Origin of the sequence: Maritalea myrionectae, from assembly GCF_003433515.1 — a bacterium.
Lineage (GTDB): Bacteria > Pseudomonadota > Alphaproteobacteria > Rhizobiales > Devosiaceae > Maritalea > Maritalea myrionectae.
Genome location: NZ_CP021331.1, coordinates 32,767 through 50,483, shown reverse-complemented (window position 1 = coordinate 50,483; position 17,717 = coordinate 32,767). Strand labels below are relative to the sequence as shown.

21 protein-coding genes are annotated in these 17,717 nt (G+C 45.1%); 13 read left to right on the top strand and 8 right to left on the bottom strand.

The window, feature by feature from the left end; all coding sequences use genetic code 11:
* Positions 1-70 precede the first annotated feature (70 nt).
* The gene (locus MXMO3_RS17255) at positions 71-511 is read left to right on the top strand and encodes a hypothetical protein (protein ID WP_117396936.1); all 441 of its coding nucleotides are present in this window, start codon (positions 71-73) and stop codon (positions 509-511) included.
* 24 nt (positions 512-535) lie between these two features.
* Here MXMO3_RS17255 and MXMO3_RS17250 read toward each other — a convergent pair whose 3' ends face one another.
* On the bottom strand, positions 536-787 hold the full coding sequence (locus MXMO3_RS17250) for a hypothetical protein (protein WP_117396935.1): 252 nt from the start codon (positions 785-787) through the stop codon (positions 536-538).
* Complete coding sequence (locus MXMO3_RS17245) at positions 787-2,031, bottom strand: Y-family DNA polymerase (RefSeq protein WP_117396934.1); 1,245 nt, start codon at positions 2,029-2,031, stop codon at positions 787-789. Before MXMO3_RS17245 ends, MXMO3_RS17250 begins: the two co-directional genes overlap by 1 nt.
* 147 nt (positions 2,032-2,178) lie before the next feature.
* Between MXMO3_RS17245 and MXMO3_RS17240 the strand changes: the two genes are divergently transcribed.
* From MXMO3_RS17240 to MXMO3_RS17225, 4 genes are all read left to right on the top strand, one after another.
* Positions 2,179-2,922: an SOS response-associated peptidase gene (locus MXMO3_RS17240; protein ID WP_117397067.1), complete on the top strand. Its 744-nt coding sequence runs from the start codon at positions 2,179-2,181 to the stop codon at positions 2,920-2,922.
* Between the two features lie 270 nt (positions 2,923-3,192).
* Positions 3,193-3,636 carry a glycine-rich domain-containing protein gene (locus MXMO3_RS17235; protein WP_245985873.1) on the top strand — a complete coding sequence of 148 codons (444 nt, stop codon included), beginning with the start codon at positions 3,193-3,195 and terminating at the stop codon, positions 3,634-3,636.
* Complete coding sequence (locus MXMO3_RS17230; RefSeq protein ID WP_117396933.1) at positions 3,637-4,968, top strand: hypothetical protein; 1,332 nt, start codon at positions 3,637-3,639, stop codon at positions 4,966-4,968.
* Entirely contained in the window at positions 4,955-5,725 is a 771-nt protein-coding gene (locus MXMO3_RS17225; RefSeq protein WP_117396932.1) for a hypothetical protein, read from the top strand. The genes MXMO3_RS17230 and MXMO3_RS17225 overlap by 14 nt, the downstream gene beginning before the upstream one ends.
* Positions 5,726-5,795: 70 nt before the next feature.
* Here MXMO3_RS17225 and MXMO3_RS17220 read toward each other — a convergent pair whose 3' ends face one another.
* From MXMO3_RS17220 to MXMO3_RS17210, 3 genes are read right to left on the bottom strand one after another with little or no spacing between them, the layout of a single operon-like run.
* On the bottom strand, positions 5,796-6,011 hold the full coding sequence (locus MXMO3_RS17220) for a hypothetical protein (RefSeq protein ID WP_117396931.1): 216 nt from the start codon (positions 6,009-6,011) through the stop codon (positions 5,796-5,798).
* A 3-nt stretch (positions 6,012-6,014) separates the two neighbouring features.
* A complete protein-coding gene (locus tag MXMO3_RS17215; protein ID WP_117396930.1) occupies positions 6,015-6,434 on the bottom strand; it encodes a type II toxin-antitoxin system VapC family toxin in 420 nt (139 codons plus the stop codon).
* Positions 6,434-6,712, bottom strand: a complete 279-nt coding sequence (locus MXMO3_RS17210) for a type II toxin-antitoxin system VapB family antitoxin (RefSeq protein WP_245985872.1) — start codon at positions 6,710-6,712, stop codon at positions 6,434-6,436. The genes MXMO3_RS17215 and MXMO3_RS17210 overlap by 1 nt, the downstream gene beginning before the upstream one ends.
* A 139-nt stretch (positions 6,713-6,851) precedes the next feature.
* Here MXMO3_RS17210 and MXMO3_RS17205 point away from each other — a divergent pair, with 139 nt between their 5' ends.
* The 5 genes from MXMO3_RS17205 (at position 6,852) to MXMO3_RS17185 (ending at position 12,679) form a co-directional block, all read left to right on the top strand.
* Positions 6,852-7,418 (top strand): hypothetical protein, encoded by a 567-nt coding sequence (locus MXMO3_RS17205; protein WP_117396928.1) that lies wholly within the window; start codon positions 6,852-6,854, stop codon positions 7,416-7,418.
* Positions 7,419-8,042: 624 nt separating this feature from the next.
* Complete coding sequence (locus MXMO3_RS17200; RefSeq protein ID WP_117396927.1) at positions 8,043-9,140, top strand: SagB/ThcOx family dehydrogenase; 1,098 nt, start codon at positions 8,043-8,045, stop codon at positions 9,138-9,140.
* Positions 9,127-10,323, top strand: coding sequence for an MFS transporter (locus MXMO3_RS17195; protein WP_117396926.1), 1,197 nt, complete (start codon positions 9,127-9,129; stop codon positions 10,321-10,323). Before MXMO3_RS17200 ends, MXMO3_RS17195 begins: the two co-directional genes overlap by 14 nt.
* A 608-nt stretch (positions 10,324-10,931) precedes the next feature.
* Positions 10,932-11,321, top strand: coding sequence for a hypothetical protein (locus MXMO3_RS17190; protein WP_117396925.1), 390 nt, complete (start codon positions 10,932-10,934; stop codon positions 11,319-11,321).
* Between the two features lie 8 nt (positions 11,322-11,329).
* The gene (locus tag MXMO3_RS17185; protein ID WP_117396924.1) at positions 11,330-12,679 is read left to right on the top strand and encodes an N-6 DNA methylase; all 1,350 of its coding nucleotides are present in this window, start codon (positions 11,330-11,332) and stop codon (positions 12,677-12,679) included.
* 289 nt (positions 12,680-12,968) lie between these two features.
* Here the strand turns inward: MXMO3_RS17185 and MXMO3_RS17180 are convergent, their stop codons facing one another.
* Entirely contained in the window at positions 12,969-13,400 is a 432-nt protein-coding gene (locus MXMO3_RS17180) for a hypothetical protein (protein WP_117396923.1), read from the bottom strand.
* An 85-nt stretch (positions 13,401-13,485) separates the two neighbouring features.
* Between MXMO3_RS17180 and MXMO3_RS18990 the strand changes: the two genes are divergently transcribed.
* Positions 13,486-13,734: an SOS response-associated peptidase family protein gene (locus tag MXMO3_RS18990; RefSeq protein ID WP_281273961.1), complete on the top strand. Its 249-nt coding sequence runs from the start codon at positions 13,486-13,488 to the stop codon at positions 13,732-13,734.
* On the opposite strand, the gene MXMO3_RS17170 is transcribed toward MXMO3_RS18990, so the two are convergent.
* Together MXMO3_RS17170 and MXMO3_RS17165 are read right to left on the bottom strand one after the other, a co-directional pair.
* Entirely contained in the window at positions 13,720-14,289 is a 570-nt protein-coding gene (locus tag MXMO3_RS17170) for a PIN domain-containing protein (protein ID WP_117396921.1), read from the bottom strand. The two genes, MXMO3_RS18990 and MXMO3_RS17170, sit on opposite strands and share 15 nt — an antisense overlap.
* Positions 14,290-14,754, bottom strand: a complete 465-nt coding sequence (locus tag MXMO3_RS17165) for a helix-turn-helix domain-containing protein (RefSeq protein WP_117396920.1) — start codon at positions 14,752-14,754, stop codon at positions 14,290-14,292.
* 480 nt (positions 14,755-15,234) lie between these two features.
* Between MXMO3_RS17165 and MXMO3_RS17160 the strand changes: the two genes are divergently transcribed.
* Both MXMO3_RS17160 and MXMO3_RS17155 read left to right on the top strand, forming a co-directional pair.
* Entirely contained in the window at positions 15,235-15,624 is a 390-nt protein-coding gene (locus tag MXMO3_RS17160; protein ID WP_245985871.1) for a DUF3768 domain-containing protein, read from the top strand.
* A gap of 62 nt (positions 15,625-15,686) precedes the next feature.
* Positions 15,687-17,531, top strand: a complete 1,845-nt coding sequence (locus MXMO3_RS17155) for a ParB/RepB/Spo0J family partition protein (protein ID WP_117396919.1) — start codon at positions 15,687-15,689, stop codon at positions 17,529-17,531.
* Positions 17,532-17,717 lie beyond the last annotated feature (186 nt).

Sequence of the window (17,717 nt, the reverse complement as noted above, 5' to 3'; positions counted from 1 at the left end):
TTTGAAATGTTTGATATATTGTATTGAAATGAATATATAAAAATAACAGATATATCAAAAAGGTAATTTAATGCTGAAGGATAACCCTACTAATCGACCGCGCGACTTTTACGTGTTGGCACTTTTGCCGATTGTGATTTCTCTGCCAGCCATATTTTATGCCTTCATTTGGGCAAATGAGTTATGGAGAAAATATATCATCTCTCCCAACCCATTTGATGTTTCGACCGTGACAGGGGTTGAGGTTTCAATGACGCTGGTGAAACTTGGATTTTCGATGGCCCCAATCGCTCTGTTGTATTTTGTTTTCTCGGTTCAGTTCCGGCTTTACGAGGGCTTCAAGAGCTTTCATTCTCAGCCATCAGTGGTGTCAGTCATCGACTTTTATAGAAGAGTGTTTAAACGGCTCACCAATGATGTTCGCTGGTTGGGTATCGCTTTGCTAGTGTTGGGCACGGGAAAATTTATCATCTTTCTTGCCAGGTATTTGGCGGAAGCAATCTCACTATAGCCTGCACAAAAGGGTTTCTGCGGATTATGCCAATCCGGCCACAAATCCGCTCGCTTCCGAATTATGATAGAGCAAAAGGCGCACCTGGCCATTGCAACCGCGTTGCAAGCAAATGTGCGCCTTCTCAACTTGGTCCATCCACGCAAAGGCAAGATCCTCACGCTGCTTTAACTCGGCTGCAAACTTGAAATAAAACACACCACAAACTCTGCATGTAAATTCGAGCCGTTGATTGTCGTCTAGGTCATTAAGCTGCACGTCATGTTTCCAATTCATCACAAAAAGTCCTCGGCTGAAGGAATGCGGGTAAACGAAATTTTTGCACCAACATGACCGCCCTTTGGTGGCTTCCACTCCCCCATTGAAACTATCGTCTTGCCATATTTCATATTGAGATGATCAGACGCGCCCGTGACCGCCTCCCACCTTTTGCGGTCTTTGTCGTCACTGACAAAAAGATCGAGTTGGCGCTTGCTGGCCAGTGTGATGTCTAAAAGTGTCACGTGGACGCGATAGACCTTCACCCGACCGAGCCGAGCAGTTGCCTCAGTCCATGCCAGATCAAGCGCATCCAAAATCGCCTTATCGTCGTTTACATAAGGCAACCGGATATGGCGCCCCGCTGATCCACCATCGATGGCGAGCCACAAGATTAAACTGCTTGCGTAATATTCAGCGCGCCGAAGGCGTCTCGCAGCTTTGCGCAAAAGCAATCGTGCGATGTTTTTGGCCGAAGGCAAATCGCGTTCTTCAGGCGGCAGGACGCGGCCATGTCCGAACATGCCGCGCTCGGTTTCTTGCGCCTGAAACTCATAGCCGTGCAGCGCATACCAAAGCCGTTCGCCGTTCACACTGCGCCAAATTTTGCGCATGTGTTTCGCCGGCATCTTCATCAGCTTTTCCATGTCATGAATGCCGGCCATGTGAAGCCTTCGCGCCATTCGGTCCCCAATACCTGGAATGTCGTCAAATGGCAGACCAAACAACACCTCTGGCACCATGTCTGGCGTCCAGATGGTTACGCCATTCGGCTTATCCATCTTGCACGCTATTTTTGCCAATTGTCGGTTCGCCGCAAAACCGATTGAGCAGGTGATATGCGGACCCACATATTTTGCAAGGCGATCTTTGATCACCCGCGCTAACTCATGTGGGTTTTCGCTTTGGCGTTTATCAAGCCAGCAGGTGAGCTCATCAATCGACTTGATGGCGCTAATTGGAATGACGGTGTTTATCTCGGCAAGCAGCGCGTTGTGCGCGCGCCGATATAAATCTGGTTCTTGCGGCACCAACAAAATGCTTGGGCAAATCTGTTTGGCATCGCGCACAGCCATGATGTTTTTGCAGCCGCGCGCCTTTGCTTCTTTGGAACATGCTATGACAACCGTTCTATCGGTGCCCGCGAACGGAACCACGCCAACGGGCTTACCGCGCAATTTTGGGTACACTTGTTGCATGACCGAGGCAAAAAAGCCGTCGAAATCCAGATAGAGCCATTCTATGTTTTCTGGTTTGCGCATGGTGTTCTCATAATCTTGGAGAATGAGAACAAAAACAGAACATTTATTGATTTGTCAATTCGGAATATGTTTTGTGGTGAATGACGCACAAAGATTTTGCGTGCTATAAAAAGGAAAGTGGGCGCACAACAAAAGGGCGGAAATCAAATGTGTAATTTATACTCAATGACCTCAAATATTCAGGCAATCCGCGACCTTGTAAGTGAAATCAAGTCCTGGGACGATGTGGGCAATATGCTACCGCAACCGGGCATTTTTCCTGATTATGCTGCACCGATTATTCGCCGTGAGGGTGAACACACTGTTCTCACAACCGCGCGATGGGGAATGCCTGGATCATCATTTGTGCTTTTTAAAAATGCACAAAAGCGTGCGCAATCGATTGAGAAAAAGGAAGATCGAGAGGTGGGCAAAGAGGAATTTGATGAGCTGCTAAAGAACGAACCCGACAAAGGCGTGACCAATGTGCGCAACACCAGCAGCAAGCATTGGAAACGCTGGCTTGGCCCTCAAAATAGATGTCTTGTCCCCTTCAACAGCTTTGCAGAATTTAACAAATCAAAAGGCGGGAATGTCTGGTTTGCTCAAAATGAGCAGCGACCCCTTGCCTTCTTTGCTGGAATTTGGGTTGGTGAATGGACTTCTGTTCGAAAGGTCAAGGAAGGCCAAGTCACAGCAGATTTTTATGCTTTCCTGACGACAGAGCCCAACAAGGAGGTTGGCGAGGTTCACCCAAAGGCGATGCCTGTTATTCTCACCAACGAGAATGAGCGTGAAACATGGCTTAACGCGCCCTGGGAAGAAGCGCAGGAGTTGCAGCGGCCGTTGGAGGATGGGTCGCTTGAAGTTGTGGCCGTTGGTGCGAGGCGAGATCCAGCCGCGAAAAGTTAATTTTTGTCAGAATCATAGCTGTTCCGAAACTACCAATTTTGACAAAAGAGCAGTTAACCAGTAGGCTATCTAATGTACTATTGCCTTTTGGCAAGAAAAGTTTTCCCGCTGAGAGGCAATGCCATTCAAGAGGAAAGGATTTTTAAAATGAAAAAAGTAAAAGTCAAAACTTCCAAAAAAGCAGAAGCTCGCCGGTGCGAACCCGGACCATAAAATTTGACTAGGCAGGCCCTTTGGCCTGCCTTCCTCGAAATTTAGGAGCCGCTTGTTATGGAAGTCGAGTATACTCCGCTTGAAGAAAAACTGACCGGAATTGAACCTCATTCAAAAAGTGGGCTGAAAGCCATACTTGATCTGGACTTTACCGATCAAAAAAACAAGTTTGTGTCCGATCCTGATTTTATAGGTTGGACTGAGGAAAACATAGATTTTGCCGAGTTTTTTTATAAGAATTTTTTGTTTCTGAATCTCAAGTACGGTGGCTCAGGCCATTTACCACCTTCAACAGATATTGATGATTTTTGGCACGGGCATATTTCGGACACCCGTCGATATGCGCCAGATTGTGAGCGTATCTTCGGATATTTTTTGCATCACAATCCATATTTTGGCATTGGGACTCAAAAGGATCAAAAGCTACTAACAGATAGTTTTGAGCGGACGCAAGAATTACACTGCAAAGAATTTGGCGCTGAGATTTTTGAAGTGCGATGAATGAGCTTTATACTTAAACCAATAAAACACCCAGTCTTTCTGCCTCATTACGCTAACGCTGGTCTTGGATTTTACGTAGCTGTGGTCATTTTGGTTGGTCCATTGCATATTTCAGCTTTGGAGATCCAATTTGCCGACATTGCGTTGATCACAACGGGCATTACTGCTTGTCTAATCGTCTCACTTTTCTTCACGCCATTTGTTGCAAATAGCTTACTAAGAGGTGGGATAAGATCACTGTTGAATGGGCTAGGTTTACGCGCGATTTTTTCAACCTTGCTTGTCCTGATTCTGAACTTGGTGCCCTTATTTCTACCTGATCATTTTGAAGTGATGGTACTGCTATATGCAATAGTGTTTCTATTGCTAAGCATTCTTCACAAAGTATTTTTTAACATCGCGTGGTTGAATGTTATGCAGGTGCTAACACCTTCGGATGATGCAGATGGGTACGTTAGCGGCGTCCGTAGAGTGAACGGCCTTGTGAGTATCGGAGCTAGCACGTTTGCTATCTTCCTGTCCGTTTCGGTTTCACCCCAATTGTTCGTCGCCGTTATTTCGGCGCTGATCGTTATATATGCATGGTGGAATTACCTAATTGTTTCATTTAGCCTGAAAAGGAATGGAGCAATTGCCCTAAGAATTTCGCGACAGTTGGCTAAGACAACCGTTGAAGGAAACTTCAGTTCTTGGTTGTCGGTTGCACGCGTGCCAAAGTTGCAAGAAGTTCTATGGTTCTCTGTGCTGCCTACCCTTTTGATGCCGCCGCTGTTATTTTATTACTTTCTTGAAAAAACAACCCCAGGTTGGTCAACGTTGCTCGCGGTTGCCTTAATAAGCCAATCAATTGTGAGCTATTTCTTGCCCGTCATGATGAGAAAAATTAAAGAGCTGGATCGATTTAAAGTGCGGCTCGCTTTGGTGCTGTTCACATCTATTAATCTTGCGGCGATCATTTTGACCAGAAGTGTCTTTCAAAATAACGACAACTTTTGGCCCCTTATTTCACTGAGCTTTTGTATCTTTTTGATGGCGTTTGGCGTTGCGCATATGCTTAGCATATTTGCCCATAATGATGTCGTATTGGCGTCCAAAAAAGCCAACGTGAACAATACCGCCCTATTCACGATCTACGATTTTTGTCTTGATGCTGTACCCGCGTTTTGGCTGTTCATTGCGAGCTTGTTGGTGCCCCTAAACGCCTACTTGTTAGAGCTTACCATCTATGAGTTGTTTTGCGCTCTTTCTATCGGAATTGCCTTATTAGGTATGTTGTATTTTGGTACACGCCAAAAGCAATTGATTGGAGGTATGAACCATGAGCAAAAATAATAGACGCCCATTTTTCTACATTTTGCCGCGAACCTCTTCGACTAGTCTGACAAAGTATCTGGATGAAGCTTTTGGTGAAAATAATGTTTTTGTCCATAAGGTGTTGCAAGATGTCTATGAAGGACGGCCGGTTACTTCTGAGACCAAATCACCTGCAATTGAAGATTTGAAGAAACACCTTCAAAAGAAGGGCGACTTTAAAGCATTTGTCGTTATGGCACCTTTTGGCGTTCATAAATATGTGCCACACAATAATCTGGATTTGATTACGATTTTGCGTGACCCAATTGAAAGATGTATGTCGCTAATCCGGCTTATGAAGCGAAACGCCTCTGTAAATTCACTAAACAAGTTCGTCGATGACCTTGGATCAAATTGGAAAGAAAAAATAAATCATCGCGATCTAATTTGCCTCCGAAATGAGCAATCAAGGATGATAGGTAATCTTGATGAATGGGAGGTCAGAGACCAACACTTACCGCACATCGAGAAGAACCTGAGCAAATTCACCCATGTTTTTAGATTTGGTGACATTAAAAATATCATTGCCGCAGTACAGGAATATGGTGGATTAAACGCGGCAGAGTTTTCTCACCTTAATGGTGCAGACATCACCCTCCATGAGCAAGAGCGATTAAAGCAGGTGCTTTTAAAGAACAACAAAATCGATATTGAACTTTATTCTCGTTTGCTTGCTATACCCCAGGCTCAATCACCAAGCGATTGCCGTGAAGATGATCAAGCCAATCGCGGTTGAAGGTCCCATCGAGATAATTAGTATTATTAGGACTGCCCACCTGCTGGTTAGGCCCTCCAAACGCGTCGAACTATATTGGAAATAGCGGGCGCACCGTTTTTGCAGCTAGTGACGTTGCCTGCCCTGTTATAAGAGTATGATGCATTACAAGCTTAGCGCCCTGACCAACCTCGCAGGTCTGATAAGCGCGCCATGAAACATCAAGCAGCTTAGCAACTTCTTTCTGGGACTTGTTATTATCTTTTCCAACAGCTGCAATTCTTGCGCCGACTGTCTTGTTGTCCATAACTTATCCAATATCCGTATGCTTAAAGTCATTGCCAATATACAAAAGCTTTTGCCTATTGCCCTTCGCACAGGCGTAGGCGTAACAATCGCCAAAATTAAGGTCAGCCTTATGGCCAACCATTTTTCCATATTTGGCGGCAGTTTCTAAGGCGAGTTTGCCAATATCATTTGAAATAGGAATTTCGATTGCGCCTAGATTATGGATGAAGTCATCAACAATTTTTGCCGCCTTCAAAAAGAGCTCTTTTGAAGGCTTCTTACCTTCTGGCGCATGGTAACGGGCGATAGCGGCAGCGGCTTCAAACCTGACCAATGGCGACACATAAAATTTTCCATTGTAATTGTCGATACGTTCAAGAAGCGTCGCCATTTCATCTTCTTCAAGAACGATGGCGACAAGAGCAGATGCATCTATAAACACTATTGGTCATCCCACATTTCGTCGGAAAATTTCTTCATGTCAAAATTGGGGTCTTTTTTCCCCGGCAGGTTTCTTGCTGCTTCAATGACAGGCATAAGGCGTTCACTTGGGCTCTTTTGAGCCTTCGCACGCCGGAGCAAAGCTGCAAGTGCTGTTTTCACAGCTTCGGTTTTGGTGGCGCCGGTGAGCTTTTGAATTTCAACCAGCATTTTATCTATGTTTTCATCGCGAACATACAGGGGCATTTTAACCTCTAGATATATATAGTGCGTCGTCATTGTATATACTTTTGATGAGGTTTTCTAGCAGAGTTTTTCACAAAATTTTCCAAAAAAGTATATACTGAATATTAAAAACGTATATACTTAATGTCATCGAAAATAACGCCATGTGTCATATTTAAGGAGCGAGATTGTCATGTTCGGGCAATATTTTGCGACATTTTCAGAGGTGATGAATCGCCTAACCACAGAGATGACTTACTTGGTTCCCGCAATGCTTCTCATCATCACGATAGGCGCAGGATTTGTGGGGGTGATTTTTCTTGTAAAGGACCTACGTTCTATATTTTTAGCAACAATCATTGCCTGCACTATGTTATTGGGAGCCGAATATGATCTCATCAAAAAAGAGATTGAAGATGAGCATATCTTTCAAAAGAAAGCGGAACTAACAAAATCAATCAATGCCGAGTTACTTAAATTCACAAAGTCGGCCAGTTTTGTTGGATCCCACAACAAAGCCTGCAATACAAATATAGCCCAAATAGAAGATGCCGTCCGCGATCAGTTCTTTTGTGTGGCCGAAACGACTTGGCAACATGATGTGCGGTCGGCGATTGTTTCCAGAGAAACGTTGCAAGGTGAGGATGTCTTTTTCCGCGGACATCTATATGATTGTGCAAATCTGGCCACAATTCTCTCTGACCAAACGGGACAATTTTTTTACTGCGTTGTGAAAGCGAGCGATTTGCAAGGTGTCTGATCTATCCACCTGCGAGCCTTGAGGTTCCCCGTTCCCGATCGGAAAAGTGCCGATTGGGGACATGACAGACGCAGCGAAATATTTCCAAGCGTACTTGGCAAGATTTTTGCGCCGCTGCGCGCCCTGCTGTTTCCGATATCGTTACCTCCTTGAAAACTTTGTTCTCTTCATCGCACATTTTTAACCAGCCCCAAAAACGTTAGGCTATGATCGATACATTGAGGAAAGAGAGATTTTTTTATCCTCGGTTTTATCAAAATTGTGAATGCCCGATTCTGAACAAAATTGCGTAGGAATTCGACGGTTGAATCCGAAATCAATTTTATTTTTTTAGAAATTCCATGAAGTTAGATTGTCCGACAATCATGTCACATTTTTACCAAAATTCGACACAAACAATAGTCCATGTGCAAGATATTACTTGTGCATTACACATTCTATATTTTGCACATTTATCATAAAACTTTAACATTTAAGGAGAATTGTCATGAAAAAAGTAACACGCACATTCCCAAATAAAGAAAAACTTGCTTCCTTCGTTCTTGATGTGAACGGCGTTTGCTAGTTTCTTTGTTTGCGGGGATCACAACTGTGGTCCCCGTTTCTATTTAGGGAGTATACTTCGTGGTAGAATTAAAAGTTTCTAACGATGTTGTTATATACTTTAGTGATAACACGCCTTATATTGTTGATACCCGAATTAACGAGGAATATGAAATAGATAATCCAAAATTATTAAGTGATCTATTTGCATATATTTCAGGTCATCAAATTGAGCAATCTGAACGACAGGTGCTGGTTGACGGTGGCGTATTGGTGCCAAACGAGAGACCCGAGTTACTCAAAAATTTTGGCAATGATTTTTTAGACATCTTTCATCGGGGCTGCACTGATGTGCTAAACCACATACAAGTTCTTTCAGCGGTAGAATACGCAGACCTTTATCTTGAATCCTGCGTCCGTGAACCCGGAGATGTACCACCACCAAGGGCGAAATCCATATCTCTGAAAGATACCCGCACGGTAAATTTGCCAGAATTTAGGCACAGTGTGCTTGAAGCTGTTTCGCTTTTTGATGTTCTCGATAGAAGAAAAACAGTTCGCGAGTTTTTTCCTCATCAAGCAACGCTAGAGCAGCTTTCAGATCTTCTTTTTTGCTCATTTGGTTATTTTCACAAACATAAGAATGGTGAAGCCGAGCAATATGAGCCTTTCAAACGCAGAACGTCGCCGTCAGGCGGTTGTCTACAATCGGTAGAAGCCTATGTATGTGTTTTCAATGTCGAAGGATTGGATAACGGCATTTACTGGTACGATGCTGAAAACCATGCATTGAAGTTTGTAGAAAATGAGATTTCATACGATGAATTGTCCGCAATGCTTGTTTCCCAATTTTTCGGCAATGACTGTTCTTTTGGGGTTTTTCTTGCGGCTAACTTAGAAAGATTTACGTGGAAGTACAAAACCACACGTGCTTACCGCGTCGTCAGTATGGAAATTGGCCATTTCTCTCAAACCGCCCAATTGGTAGGAACTGCCATGGGTTTGAATACTTGGATCACCGGTGCCTTTAATGATGCCAAAATTGAACAAACTCTTCACCTTCATGATGAACGAAGCATACCGTTGTTTTTCCTAGCATTTGGCAAAGGGAAATATGACAGAATGCATTCATTGATGAAGAAAAGATTGGAGAGACTGAAGGCTAATGGACAAGGCTAGTTTTTTTAAGGCGACCATTTATTTCTCTGTGACGATGCTGGCAACTGGCATGGTAATGAATGTCAGTAAAATTGCAATTGTGGATGGCTTGGGTGACCCTGGATTTCTCGGCCTGATGTCATCAATATCTATAGCCGTTGTTTTAGTTTCGGATGTCCTCCTTTCTTATCTTGCCGATACGAGAAGCCGACGCTACGCAGCAGCCTTTGCGGCAATTTGCTGGTCAGCATATGCAATTGCATTCGTCGAGATTACACCATTGATAATGGTTTTTGCTGCTGTGGTTCACGGCTTGGGCACTTCATTACAGAATGGGTTGCCAGGGGCAATCGCTATGGAAGCGATACCTAACAAGGAAATGCGTTTAAAGTGGTTGGCTCGAATGGATATCAGTATGTTGCTGGCTGTTCTGGCCGGCAACGGGTTGGGAATTTTACTTTTTTCCTACCATGCATCAACTCTGTTTGTGATGACAGCAGGGCTCATGGTTTTGGTAGCTGTATCGGCGCCATTCATGATCTCAAAAAACAAAATTCAATCTGATTCGAAAGCTGAAGTTGGGCGTTTCAAAGGCATTCGAGATACATTGGCAATAGTGTTCTCTAACCGAGAGAGCTGGATTGCTTTCGGGTTTTCTATTGTTTCGAAGGTCGCATTTATGGCAATCCAAACTTATTGGATTGTTTATTACGCTGTTGATTGGAATTTCTCAGACAAATCTACCCTCTATCCACTCTTGTTAGTTTCCTCTCTTGTTATCGCATCACAGGTGGTTGGAAACGGAATTATATCATTGTTTTCAATAGAAAAGATTGCGAAGTATGTTGTCCCTTTCAGTACGCTGGTCCTTTTATTGGCATTGATGTTTCCGTCAATCTCCCTCGTTTTTGCAGGTCTTATCTTTGTTTCGTTTTTGATTGGTAAGCTTTGCATGCATCTATCTTTTGTATTTTTTCAGAACAAGATTGAAAGCGAATACAGGGGGACATTTAGCTCCATCGTCTCAACAGTTGCCTCTTTGTTTGGCATTGCTGTTGTACTCGGAATCGTACCTGCTTTGGAAGATTTCTATTTGGTTACCTTAGCTGCCCTAATAGGCGCTACCCTGGTTGCTTATGCAGTCTTAAGCGCCCTAGTAGTCGGTCAGGCAAAAGAGCAAAATGAAGAAATTAAATCTGAGTAAATCAACCAAGTAGTGCACTGGGATTGGATGGGCGACATGTTGGGTTAGGCTAAAAGTTTCCGGCATTTTGTACTTAGAAATCCGTCACTGCTGGTCCAGTTGAACAGCATAGCTTTTTTAGTCATAGTGAGTTATGTTAGTCGTTACTGACCACTGAATTTTTCGGGACGGCGGCAAGAGTGGGCTCTTGTCGCCCTTTTTTTGATTGCTTATCTCAATTCCGATTGAGCTGGTGGAGATCCCCAGGGGGATTTTTTCACAATGCTACGGCCATCCCTACAGCGTTATTTGGGTGACGCACTCCGCCCTCCGCATTGCAATGGTTCCCATTGTCCTGGCGGATGAAAAAATTCCTTTCTTGACGAGATTCATCGACGCCCAAGGGCGCCATTCACCTCATCAATCAGGGTGAAGGCGCGGCCTCCCCCCTCGGACAATAAAAATAGTCAGAACCGGGTGGTGCGCTGCGCGCCCTGCCCGCACCACTTCTGACGATTTTTAATGGTCTCGCCCCCCTCCGCTGTTCGCCACGAGGCAGATTTGCATGAGAGCAGCGCATTCGCGCTGTCCATCCAAATCAAAGCCAGTCTGAAAAAAGGGGAAACCATATGGCCGCCGAAAATGAAATGCTTGAGCAAGTTACCGTAACTGCCCGGCTATTCTATCAAGCCAAGGCAATTGATTGCATGGCAGACCAACGCGCCGACATCGAGGCCGACTTACAACGGCTTCTTGATCCTGATAGCACCATCAATGCGGAATGCTGCAAAGTTGAAATCCTCAACACTCAAAGCGAATTTGAGGCCCATTCTCAAATTGGTCGAAAGAGCATCCAAGCCCTTCAACTGATCAAACACCTTCAGGACATCTACCCTGAGCAATCAGACATTACCCGCCAAATCGTCATGCTTTTGGCAGATATCCGCCATGTTTGCGATGAGCAGCAGCTTTCATTCTCAGAACAAGACCGCAAAGCCCATTCCACTTACATTGCGTAGAAATTCTAATGGCTGCGCGTCAAGAACAAAAACGAGAAAACTATAAGCCATCAGGTGCAATTGTTTTGACCCCGAAAGGCTGCAAAGCCGAAATTTATCTTTTTGATGACAAGAACGGTCGCCCTTGCGCAGTAGGCTTTAAAGGTCGCGCAAAAAAGCCAAGCTTTCGGCATTGGTTTGAACAGCCAGCGCGGCGCGAACGCTTTGTTGCGCGGTTCATCAAGGAAACAACCGAACAGCAAAAACGTAGCTCACAACGCACCGACCAACACACCCTCAAGGTGGATGATGTTTTGGTGGCGAGTTGGGGCTATGACCAAACCAATATCCAGTTTTTCCAAGTCGTAAAAGACGCAGGCAAGAACACCGTCCACCTACGCGAAATAAAATCCAAAAGCGCATTGCGCGAGGGTGAAAACCGCCTCGCGATGCAAGATAAAGTGGTGCCTGTCGTTGGCGCGTTCAAAACTGGCGTTCTTAAGAAACGGGTTGATATGTCCGGCGGCAATCCATCAGTCAAAGTTGGTTATGGTGCCATTGCTTGGCTTTGGGATGGCAAGCCACAAACCCAAACTTCTTACGCGTGCGGTTTGGGCATGAACCAGCTTGCAAAACAGTTTGTAGAGACAATCAACAACATCGATCAATCAAAGCACCGCGACGAGGTTTTTCGGGACTTCTGCAATATGGCTTATTGCGCCCTTGCAAAGCCATGTCAGCCAAACGTCAAGGAGCGCGACAGATTGGAAGCGCAATATATGGAGGTCGTCAAACGCTACCGCAACAAAGATGATATTCGCGAAAATATGCCTAAATTGCTTAGCCTTACCGTATTGGGGTTGAGCAACGGCAATTGTGATTTTTTGGGTGAAGTGGCCGGAGAATTGGGCGTGCTTGATGCCAAGCTAGGCCAATTCTTCACCCCCTATCATATTTCAAAAATGATGGCCAAAATCAATCTGGTCGGAGCCAAAGAGCATATAGAGCAAAAAGGATATTTGACGGTACATGAGCCAGCCGTTGGCGCGGGTGGAATGCTTTTGGCCGTTGCCGATGTGGTCGAAGATATGGGCGTTAAGCTGGAAACAAGCCTTTGGATTGACGCTGTTGAATTATCGGTTTCAACATTCCACATGGCTTATGTCCAGTTGGCCGCGCGGGGTATTGCTGGCGTGGTTCGGCGCGGCAATTCTCTTTCGCATGAAATGTTTGAATCGGTCTTTTTGCCAGCAACACCACACTTTTTAGCTGCGCACCCGACATTCCTTGATGACCAACAAGCAATTGCTGAAAAACATGCGCAGGCGAAAGAGTTTCAAAATCCATCAAAGCCAGTTCAAACTGAGCTGGTCTTTTAGGTGCCTATAATCAAAATTTAAGAATGACGGGTTATCAAATAATTGTTCGCGGGTAACCCCAAATTGCGGCGGACCACCCTAGACGAAGCGGCGGCAGGAAATGTGTTGAGTACCTGCTTGCCGTTCGTCAAAATCTTCACCAGCACCTATCCACCTGCGAGCCTTGAGGTTCCCCGTTCCCGATCAGAAAAGTGCCGATTGGGGACATGGCAGACGCAGCGAAATATTTCCAAGCGTACTTGGCAAGATTTTTGCGCCGCTGCCAACTTTAATAGCTTTGCAAACTCGCCTATTGGTGCTTCGTTTGGCTTCGAGAAATATCAAAATATCGCTTAATAGATATAACTGCGAACACCACTATCGCGACCGCTAGAAATTGAAACGGGTAAACAAAATTCGCAGCAACAAAAAACAGAGCCAACACAGCTAACGTTAAGGCATGGCGGGCCAGATAGACAGGCCAAGATGCGGACTTATAAAATACCTTCTCTCGATCATTCTGATCCACAGGCAAACCGCTTAAAGTATAAAAAAACGTGTTTTGATAGCCCATCAAAGTCAGGAACAATAATGAGCCAATTGCTCTAAACTCAGAAGATAACCAACCAGAAAACACAATGGTTAGTAAGGCGATGATAAATAGGATGACAAATAATCCATTTTTGAATGTGTCATCTTCGTGGGTCAGATGACCCCAAAACCGTTTTAAAAAATTCGTCATAAAATATCTTAAAAAATTGTACCTGAGTGCAGCTAGTCTATTCGCTTGAATCAGACATATCAAAACATTTCTAATTTTTGAGCTGGTGGAGATCCCCAGGGGGGGGTCACAATGCTCCGCCCTTCGCATCGCAGTTTTGACAACAGAGCTTAACAAGGTGGTTGGTGAGGTTCACCCGAAAGCGATGCCTGTTATTCTAAATAACGACTATGAGCGGGATACATGGCTTAACGCATCTTGGGAAGAAGCGCAGGAGTTGCAGCGACCCTTTAAGGACAGGGAGCTTGAAATTGTGGCAATTGGTGAACCGCGAGATGAACTAAATAAGCTCTGAATACTCCGCCAGTATTTTCGACGTTTCTACCATGCCACATTTTTCAATTCGTAATATGAGTTCTTCAGCGGTGAGTTCTGGGTTGGCGAAACGTTGACGCATTTTCTTGATTACATAGATCGCCTCAGCGCCACCTAAATCAAGGGTATCGGCAACAAAATCATCAAGGCTTATCGCTTCGATTTCATATTCTATGAGGGCGTCATTTGGAAAGTCTTTTAGGTTATCAGTGACAATCACAGAAGCTTTAGTTTTGATTGCGCAGGCCAGAACATGTCGATCGTCTTCATCTGGCAGCTTTAGCGCATCAATGAGGACTTCATGGCCTTCAACCAAGGCTTCCGGAAATGCAGCCATCATGTTTTGTCGTTGTCGATCTGCCGTCTCTTCGTCACCGTAACGCTTCACAAAATATCCATGAAACTCATCCAAAATTTGCTTAGACCATCTGGGTCTAAAAAAACCTGCCTCCGCAAAACTAAGCAAGATGTTTCGCGGAAGCGCTCCGGCTATTACGTTTGCGTCTAAAACAATCGTAAATCGGTCTGTTCTCATCTAAATGTAGCCCTTCTCTGCATCTAGTTTTGCCATCTCAGATAGCGAATCCTGTCGCATACGATCCCTTTCAGCCTTGTATGCGAATAAGTCCTTAGCTTTTATGCGTCGGTGTCGCCCCACATTAGAAAAGGGAATGTCACCGCTCTCCAACAGTTTAATTAAAAAGGGCCGTGATACATTAAGATGATCTGCTGCCTGTTGGGTCGTTAACTCAGCACCAACAGGAATAATTTTAAACCCTTTGCCACTTGAGACATATCTTAGGATTTCCAAAAATGTATACGCTAGAGAGGGCGTCAAAGTTACTTCTGCCATCTCTCCCTTCTGAAATGCCAAGTTCAGTTTTGTAGGTGCATTTGAATCAATGCCACTAACCAGAATTTTACGAAGCTGTTCTGCGCTTTCTACCTCGATTTCAGTTGGCATACGATCCGAAAAATCATCATGAGCATATGCAGGCATATTGTGTTCCTTTGATATATATAAATTTACAGAGTATGTACCTTATAGCACAATCGAAATAAACGAAACAAGCGAAATAAACGAAATTATCGATTTGGCATGACCTAAGTGCGTAGACGAGGATTTTTTCACAATGCTCCGGCCATCCCTCTAGCGTAATTTGGGTGACGCGTTCCGCCCTTCGCATTGCTATGGTTTCCATTGTCCTGGCGAATGAAAAAATCCCTTTGTTGACGAGATTCATCGACGCCCAAGGGCGCCATTCACCTCATCAATCAGGGTGAAGGCGCGGCCTCCCCCCTCGGACAATAAAAATAGTCAGAACCGGGTGGTGCGCTGCGCGCCCTGCCCGCACCACTTCTGACGATTTTTAATGGTCTCGCCCCCCTCCGCTGTTCGCCACGAGGCAGATTTGCATGAGAGCAGCGCATTCGCGCTGTCCATCCAAATCAAAGCCAGTCTGAAAAAAGGGGAAACTTTATGGCCGAGGCACAAAGTATCGACAACAGAATTTCCGAATTGATTGCCTATCAAAATGATCTGTTTCGCGCAGGACTGTTGGCAAGCTCAAAGCGGATGGACGCAGAGCGCAAAGGCATTCGTGGACATTATGTATTCACACCCGGATTTGAAGCGGTGCCAGCACTTTCAAAAATTCAAATCCTGAAAAAAATCGTAGAGTTTTCTGACTTCGAGGAAGAAAACGACCCTTACGGCCAACATGATTTTGGCGCGGTGAAACTACATGGCTACAACATATTCTGGAAAATCGATTATTACGATCTGATTTTCAAAGGCGGTTCTGAAAACCCACATGACCCGGAACAAACCCGCCGCGTCCTAACCGTGATGCTTGCATCTGAATATTAAGCCCTTCAACTGGAAGGGCTGACGCTGGCCCTTCCTTTTTCATTTCTAAGAGAGGAAGAACAATGAACGCACAACTCAAAACAACCAAAAAAGCCCAAAATCTCGCAATCGAAACTGTAGCGCTCGACAAGTTGGTTTTGTCACCTTTGAACCCGCGCCAAGAGGTCACCGAGGATGAAATCCAACTGTTGGCCGATAGCATTTTGGCTTGCGGTCTCATTCAAAACTTGAGCGGGATTAAAGCCAAGGGCGGCAATGTGGAGATTGTCGCAGGTGGTCGCCGCCTACGCGCTTTGCAGATCGCAGTGAAGCAAAAGCCGGAACTGGCGAATGTGCCTGTATTGATCGCGCCAAATGAAAGCCTTGCGATGCAATGGGCCAATGCTGAAAACACCGCCCGTTCTGCATTGCATCCAGCCGATGAAGTCGTGGCCTATGGCAAAATGGCCAAACAAAATATGTCCATTACCGACATTGCCAAAACATTTGCTGTAACCGAAATGCATGTGCGCCGCCGCCTTGCCCTGTCAAACCTGCCCGAACAAGTGATTGCTGCTTTGAAGAATGGCAAATTGACGATGGACCAAGCAAAAATCATGACCCTATCAACCGATGAAAGCAAGGTTTTGGAAGCACTAGAGCTTTGCGAAGATCGGTATTTCAACGAGTATCAATTGAAGCGGTTTCTGGTTGAGGAATCCGTTAGCGTCAAAGATAGCCGTATTCGGTTCATTGGTTTGGATACTTATAAAGAAGCTGGCGGCACCATCGTTGAGGACTTGTTTGAGGATAGCCTAGAAATTGTCGATATTGAATTACTGGACAAACTCTTTGATGAAAAACTGACCCAACAGGCAGAGCAATTCCGCAAGGAAAATGGTTGGGCGTGGGTTGAGGTTTCTCACGCAAACTATATTGGGTTTTATGATTTGGAGGACAGATATAAGTTTTCCCGCATGAGCAAAATCGAAGGGGAACTGGATGAAGTTCAAACCGAGCGATATGATGAACTTGCAGAGCTGGCCAATTCTGACGTTCTTGATGAAGAAGGCGAAAAGGAATTGGCCAAACTTCAAGAGATTTTGGACGGTGAATTTTTACCAGAGCAAAAAAAGATTGGCGGCTGTTTGGTCTATGTCGATCAAAGAGGTGAATTGAGCTTTGTTGATGGCTTGGTCAATTCAGAGGGCAAAGCGGCAGCAATCCAGCTTGATTTTATCGAAGCACCCCGCAAGTCAGTTACAGATGCGCCCAAGTCTGACTATTCTCAAAAGTTTGTTGAGGACATGGACAAAATCCGGTGCGCAGCCGTTCAAAAATCATTGCTCAAGCATCATGACTTAGTTGTGAAGCTGTTGGCCTATTCTCTTGAACTACAGTTGTCATACGCGGGGAAGCCTTTGAATGTCAGCTATGAACACCAGAACAACACACCAGAGATTAAGGATGGTTTTGAATTGCCCGAGGTTCTAGGGCCGCAGGAGGGCAAATATGACCATAGAACAGATCATGCCAAAGCGTTTGCCAAATTCCGTGAGCAGGGCCAAGGCGAAATTCATACCATCATCCATGAGCATTTGGTGCGCTCATTTGGCCTTGCCCGTAATCCTCTTTTGAAACTGGTTGAGAACGAAGTTCGATCTGATCTGCGTTCTGTATGGACACCGACTGCGGACAATTGTTTCAAACGGCTGAAAGGGTCGCTCCTGTCGTCCATCTACAAAGACCTATTGGGCCTGTCCGATAAGGACGACAAATTCAAAACCTTCGACAAAGCCAAAAAGGGCGAGAAGGTCAATTTGCTGCACAAGATGTTCAATGAAGAAGAATATCGCAAGCAGATGAAATTGACCAAAGATCAGCTTGCCAAGATCGATGCTTGGGGGCCTGATTGTTTCTCAAAATAGGACTTTGCCGCCCTCACCTTTTGACAGTGGGGGCGGCTCAAAATTTGGGTCGGCGCATTGTCCGGCTGGCGCTCGAACAACACACCGACCTGCCGCTTTGCGGCAATAGGGTTTTCCACCCGAAGGGCGATGCATTGCATCGCATAGCGGAGGCCAGAAGCGCGCTTATCAAATAGCGCCGTAGCG